This is a genomic window from Streptomyces sp. NPDC057287 (assembly GCF_042667905.1).
GTDB lineage: Bacteria > Actinomycetota > Actinomycetes > Streptomycetales > Streptomycetaceae > Streptomyces.
Genome location: NZ_JBHUYV010000004.1, coordinates 472526 through 478690, shown reverse-complemented (window position 1 = coordinate 478690; position 6165 = coordinate 472526). Strand labels below are relative to the sequence as shown.

The 6165-nt window shown below is 70.8% G+C and carries 4 protein-coding genes; 3 read left to right on the top strand and 1 reads right to left on the bottom strand.

Annotated elements, in window-relative coordinates; genetic code table 11:
- The 3 genes from ACFUNE_RS10915 to rho all read left to right on the top strand — a co-directional run.
- A partial coding sequence (locus ACFUNE_RS10915) for a methylmalonyl-CoA mutase family protein (RefSeq protein WP_383564969.1) occupies positions 1-1422 on the top strand: 1422 nt, incomplete at its 5' end.
- Positions 1423-1432: 10 nt separating this feature from the next.
- Positions 1433-2422 (top strand): methylmalonyl Co-A mutase-associated GTPase MeaB, encoded by a 990-nt coding sequence (gene meaB / locus ACFUNE_RS10910; protein WP_383564968.1) that lies wholly within the window; start codon positions 1433-1435, stop codon positions 2420-2422.
- Between the two features lie 425 nt (positions 2423-2847).
- Positions 2848-3987: a transcription termination factor Rho gene (rho, locus tag ACFUNE_RS10905; protein WP_383564966.1), complete on the top strand. Its 1140-nt coding sequence runs from the start codon at positions 2848-2850 to the stop codon at positions 3985-3987.
- A 71-nt stretch (positions 3988-4058) separates the two neighbouring features.
- Here the strand turns inward: rho and pgm are convergent, their stop codons facing one another.
- Positions 4059-5705 carry a phosphoglucomutase (alpha-D-glucose-1,6-bisphosphate-dependent) gene (gene pgm, locus ACFUNE_RS10900; protein ID WP_383564964.1) on the bottom strand — a complete coding sequence of 549 codons (1647 nt, stop codon included), beginning with the start codon at positions 5703-5705 and terminating at the stop codon, positions 4059-4061.
- Positions 5706-6165: the final 460 nt, after the last annotated feature.

Here is a 6165-nt window from a genome sequence, read left to right as displayed (position 1 = left end):
TACACCCTGGCCGACGGCGTGGAATACCTGCGGGCCGGCCAGGAAGCGGGACTCGACGTCGACGCCTTCGCCCCACGCCTGTCCTTCTTCTGGGCGATCGGCATGAACTTCTTCATGGAGATCGCCAAACTCCGCGCCGCCCGCCTGCTCTGGGCGAAGCTCGTCAAGGAGTTCCAGCCGAAGAACCCCAAGTCGCTCTCCCTGCGCACCCATTCACAGACCTCCGGCTGGTCCCTGACCGCCCAGGACGTGTTCAACAACGTCACCCGCACCTGCGTCGAAGCCATGGCCGCCACCCAGGGCCACACCCAGTCCCTGCACACCAACGCCCTCGACGAAGCCCTCGCCCTGCCCACCGACTTCTCCGCCCGCATCGCCCGCAACACCCAGCTCCTCCTCCAACAGGAATCCGGCACCACACGCGTCATCGACCCATGGGGCGGCAGCGCCTACGTCGAGAAGCTGACGTACGACCTGGCGCAGCGGGCCTGGCAGCACATCGAGGAGGTCGAGGCGGCCGGCGGCATGGCGAAGGCCATCGACGCGGGCATCCCGAAGCTCCGCATCGAGGAAGCCGCCGCCCGCACCCAGGCCCGCATCGACGCCGGACGCCAACCCGTCATCGGCGTCAACAAATACCGGGTGGAGAGCGACGAGAAGATCGACGTCCTCAAAGTCGACAACTCCTCGGTGCGTACGCAGCAGATCACCAAACTGCGCCGACTGCGCGAAGAGCGCGACGAAAACGCCTGCCAGGACGCACTGCGGGCACTCACCGACGCGGCGGGCCGAGACCCGGGTCCGGACCTGGAGGGCAATCTGCTGGCGCTGGCCGTCGACGCCGCACGGGCGATGGCCACGGTCGGGGAGATCTCGGACGCCCTGGAGAAGGTCTACGGCAGGCACGCGGGCCAGATCCGCACGATCTCCGGCGTGTACCGCAAAGAAGCAGGAGAATCAGCGTCCGTGGACCGCACCCGCACACTCGTCGACGCCTTCGAAGAAGCCGAAGGACGACGCCCGCGCATCCTCGTCGCGAAGATGGGCCAGGACGGCCACGACCGCGGCCAGAAAGTCATCGCCACCGCCTTCGCCGACCTCGGCTTCGACGTCGACGTCGGCCCCCTCTTCCAGACCCCGGCCGAGGTCGCCCGCCAAGCCGTCGAAGCCGACGTACACATCGTCGGCGTCTCATCCCTCGCCGCCGGCCACCTCACCCTCGTACCCGCACTACGCGAAGAGCTCGCCACCGAAGGCCGGGAAGACATCATGATCGTCGTCGGCGGGGTGATCCCGCCGGCGGACATCGAGGCACTGCACGAGGCCGGCGCCGCAGCGGTGTTCCCGCCCGGCACGGTGATCCCGGAAGCCGCCCACGACCTGGTCGCGCGGCTCGCCTCCGCGCTCGGCCACGAGCTGTGAGCCGCTGACGGTGGCCGCGAACATCGACATCGACGCCTACGTCAAGGGCGTGCTCGACGGGAAGCGGGCGTTCGTCGCGCGCGCGATCACTCTCGTGGAGTCGGCCCGCCCCGACCACCGGGTACTGGCACAGCGCCTGCTGAGTGAGCTGATGCCCCACGCGGGGCGGGCCAGGCGCATCGGGATCAGCGGGGTGCCGGGCGTCGGGAAGTCCACGTTCATCGACGCGCTCGGCACCCTGCTGACGGGCCTCGGGCACCGGGTCGCGGTGCTGGCCGTGGATCCCTCGTCCAGCCGCACCGGCGGTTCGATCCTGGGTGACAAGACCCGGATGGAGCGGCTGGCCGTGGACGCGCGGGCCTTCGTACGCCCCTCCCCCACGGCGGGGACCCTGGGCGGGGTGGCCAAGGCGACCCGGGAGTCCATCGTGGTGATGGAGGCGGCCGGTTACGACGTGGTGCTGGTGGAGACGGTGGGCGTCGGCCAGTCGGAGACGGCGGTCGCCGACATGGTCGACACGTTCCTGCTGCTCACGCTGGCCCGGACCGGCGACCAGCTGCAGGGCATCAAGAAGGGTGTCCTGGAGCTGGCCGACGTGATCGCGGTCAACAAGGCCGACGGCCCGCACGAACGCGACGCCCGATCGGCGGCCCGCGAACTGGCGGGCGCGCTACGGCTGATGCACCCGGTGGACGCCGCCTGGACTCCCCCGGTGCTGACGTGCAGTGCCAGGGAGTCGACCGGCCTGGACACGCTGTGGGAGCGGCTGGAGCAGCACCGGACGCTCCTGGACTCCACCGGCCGGCTCGCGGCCAAGCGCCGTGACCAGCAGGTTGACTGGACCTGGGCCATGGTCCGCGACGAGCTGCTGGAGAGCCTGCGCAGCCACCCCGAGGTGCGCACGCTCACTCCCGGTCTCGAACAGCGGGTCCGTGAGGGCGAGTTGACGGCCACGCTGGCCGCCGAGCAGATCCTGCGGGCGTTCCGCGGGAAGGGCTGAGAGCAGGGCACCCGGCCGTCGGCACACCGCCTCGGCGGCCGGGTCCCAGCCCACACCTCCTCGACCTCCTGGGTGGCCCTTCCACGGTCGGGGCGCCCGAGGCCCGGCGGGGCGTGACCAGGACGGTCGGCGCCGCGCCCGCCGGGCGCTCGCTGAGGAAGGGGCCTGAACGCGGACCGGAGAGTCCAGCATCTTCCTCCGGACCTTCATGCGTGGTACGGTGCGATCAGCATTCGTGAACGCCCTCACCGGGCGCCGATGCTTCTCTCCCGCTGTTGCGCCCGTCTTCCGAAGACCGGCGATCCAGCCCCTCGCACCATCTCTTCCGTCCGGTCCGGGCTTCTCATGCCCGTCGCACGAGGCGTGATTCCGCCGCCTCGCCCTCTCCGGACCTCTCATTCGCCATGTCCGCGAAAGGACCCACCATGACCAGCACACTCGAACGCCCTTTGGCCCAGCCGAACCAGCCCGTCCGCACCGCCGGTGTCCTCGACACCACGAACAACGGACACGGCGTCCTGCGCACCGACGGAGGCCATGCGTCCGCCCACGACGTCCAGGTGCCGCCCGCACTGATCCGCCGGCACGGCCTGCGCAAGGGCGATGTCGTCGAAGGGCTCTGCGAGCGGCCGCGCGCCCTGTCCCTCGTCGAATCGGTCAACGGCCGTCCGGCGCACGAGCTCCGGGACCGTCCGCACTTCCGTGACCTCACTCCGCTGCACCCCCGGGAACGGCTGCGCCTGGAGACCCCGAACGGCGGGCCGGCGCCGCGCATCATCGACCTGGTCTCCCCCGTCGGCAAGGGCCAGCGTGGACTGATCGTCGCGCCGCCGAAGACCGGCAAGACCGTGCTGCTGCAGCAGATCGCCGCGGCTGTCGCCGTCAATCACCCCGAGTGCCACCTGATGGTGGTCCTCCTGGACGAACGTCCCGAAGAAGTCACCGACATGCGCCGCTCGGTACGGGGTGAGGTGTACTCCTCCACGTTCGACCGGCCGGCCAAGGAGCACATCGCGCTCTCGGAACTCGCCCTGGAACGCGCCAAGCGGCTGGTCGAGCAGGGCCAGGACGTCGTGGTCCTGCTGGATTCCCTCACCCGGCTGTGCCGCGCCCACAACAACAGCGCCGGGGCCGGCGGGCGCACCCTGAGCGGGGGTGTGGACGCCGCGGCGCTCTCCGGCCCCAAGAAGCTGTTCGGGGCGGCACGGCTGGCCGAGGAGGGCGGTTCGCTCACCATCCTGGCGACCGTGCTGGTCGACACCGGCTCACGCGCCGACGACTACTTCTTCGAGGAGCTCAAGGGCACCGGCAACATGGAACTCCGCCTCGACAGGTCACTGGCGGACAGGCGGGTCTTCCCCGCCGTCGACATCACCCCCTCCGGCACCCGCCGCGAGGAGCTCCTGCAGCCCGCGGCGGAACTGGCCGCCGTACGAGGACTGAGGCGCGCCCTGCGGTCGAGGGACGGGCAGGCCGCGCTCGAGGCGCTGTTGGACAGGATCCGCAGGACTCCCGACAACGCCGCGTTCATCCGGCAGGTCCACCGGACCGTGCCCGAGGTGTGACCGCTGCCGCACCGGGGAGCCGGAGCGGGAGGGAGGGCCGGGGATCTCCCGGCCCTCCCTCCCCCGGCCGTTCAGCCCGTGGCGCCCAGCGCGTCGGAGACCAGGGACCGGGCCTCGTCCTGGACCCTGGCCAGGTGTTCGGGCCCCTGGAAGCTCTCCGCGTACACCTTGTAGACGTCCTCCGTGCCGGAGGGCCGGGCCGCGAACCAGGCGCTGTCGGTGCAGACCTTGAGCCCTCCGATCGCGGCGCCGTTGCCCGGCGCCTCGGTGAGCACGGCGGTGATCGGCTCCCCGGCCAGCGTGTCCGCGGTGACCTGCTCAGGGGAGAGCCTGGCCAGGACCGCCTTCTGCTCCCGGGTCGCGGGGGCGTCGATCCGGGCGTAGGCCGGATCGCCGAACCGGGCGGTGAGCTCGCCGTAGTGCTGGGAGGGGGTGGAGCCCGTGACGGCGGTGATCTCCGAGGCCAGCAGGGCGAGCAGGATGCCGTCCTTGTCGGTGGTCCAGACCCGGCCGTCACGGCGCAGGAAGGACGCTCCGGCGGACTCCTCGCCGCCGAAACCGAGGGTGCCGCCGAAGAGCCCGTCGACGAACCACTTGAAGCCCACCGGCACCTCCACCAGCCGGCGCCCGAGGTCCTCGGCGACCCGGTCGATCATGGAGGAGGAGACCAGGGTCTTCCCGATCCCCGTCCCGGCCGGCCAGCCCTCCCGGTGGGAGTAGAGGTAGCGGATCGCCACGGCCAGGTAGTGGTTGGGGTTCATCAGACCGCCGTCGGGCGTGACGATGCCGTGCCGGTCGGCATCGGCGTCGTTGCCGGTGGCGATGGTGTAGGTGTCGCGCTGCTCGATCAGGGAGGCCATGGCGTACGGCGAGGAGCAGTCCATCCGGATCTTCCCGTCCCAGTCCAGCGTCATGAACCGCCAGGTGGGGTCGGCGAGCGGGTTGACCACCGTGAGGTCGAGACGGTGGCGCTCGGCGATCCGCCCCCAGTACCCGACCGAGGCGCCGCCGAGGGGGTCCGCCCCGATGCGGATCCCTGCATCGCGTACGGCGTCCAGGTCGAGGACGGCCGGGAGGTCGTCGACGTAGCCGGTGAGGAAGTCGTGCCGGCCGGTGCTGTCGGCTGCGAGCGCCCGGGCGTAGGGGATTCTCCGGACCTCCTTCAGCCCGCCCTCGATCAGGGCGTTGGCACGGTCCTGGATCCAGGAGGTGGCGTCCGAACCTGCCGGGCCGCCGTGCGGCGGGTTGTACTTGAACCCGCCGTCGGCGGGCGGGTTGTGCGACGGGGTGACGACGATGCCGTCGGCGAGGCCGGCCGTGCGGTCCCTGTTGTAGGTGAGGATCGCGTGCGAGACGGCCGGGGTGGGTGTGTATCCGTCGTCGGTGTCGATCAGGACCGTGGCGCCGTTGGCCGCCAGCACCTCCACGGCCGTGATCCGGGCGGGTTCGGACAGCGCGTGGGTGTCCGCGCCCAGGAACAGCGGCCCGTCGGTGCCCTGCCGGGTGCGGTAGTCGCAGATGGCCTGGGTGGTGGCGGCGATGTGGTCGTCGTTGAAGGCCGCCGCGAGCGCCGAACCGCGGTGGCCCGAGGTTCCGAAAGCCACGCGCTGGCCGGGTTCGGCCGGGTCGGGGTGAACCGTGTAATAGGCCGTCACCAGCCGTGCCACGTCCACCAGGTCTCCGGGCTGCGCCGGCTGACCGGCCCGTTCGTGAACCATCGCTTCTCCTCTGTCCTCATCGGCCGTTCGCGGACCGTCACAGGGCGGACGATCATCACGAGTCGTACCCGATACTGCCTCGTCGGCAGCGCTCCCGGGTACGGGGCCTCAGCAGCAGTACACCCGGAGCGCGGTGGCTCCCGGGGCCGGTCCACCGCGACCGGCCGGTTCGCACGGAATGCACGCCGGGAGACGGACGGGGCGGGGGAATGCCGCACCCGAACGGCCGAAACGTGTCATCAGGAATTGTGCCGCTCAACTCGACCGGAATTGCAGCGCATTACCGCACGGGTATACACGGCCTCGTGATTCCAGCGGATGCGTACGGCAGCGTCATCATGCGATGCGGCCGCGGACAAGGGCAGGCATAGCCGTCTGACACGCCGCAGCATTCGCGTGACCGACTGCCGGAGACCTGACCTCACGATGCACGGAATCAGTGGTCGGAGGCCTGGTCGCA

What these genes read in the sequence shown, in the direction of transcription:
- rho (WP_383564966.1), top strand. Translation starts at nt 2,848, where the DNA reads ATGACCAGCACACTCGAACGCCCTTTGGCCCAGCCGAACCAGCCCGTC.
- pgm (WP_383564964.1), bottom strand. Translation starts at nt 5,705, where the DNA reads ATGGTTCACGAACGGGCCGGTCAGCCGGCGCAGCCCGGAGACCTGGTG.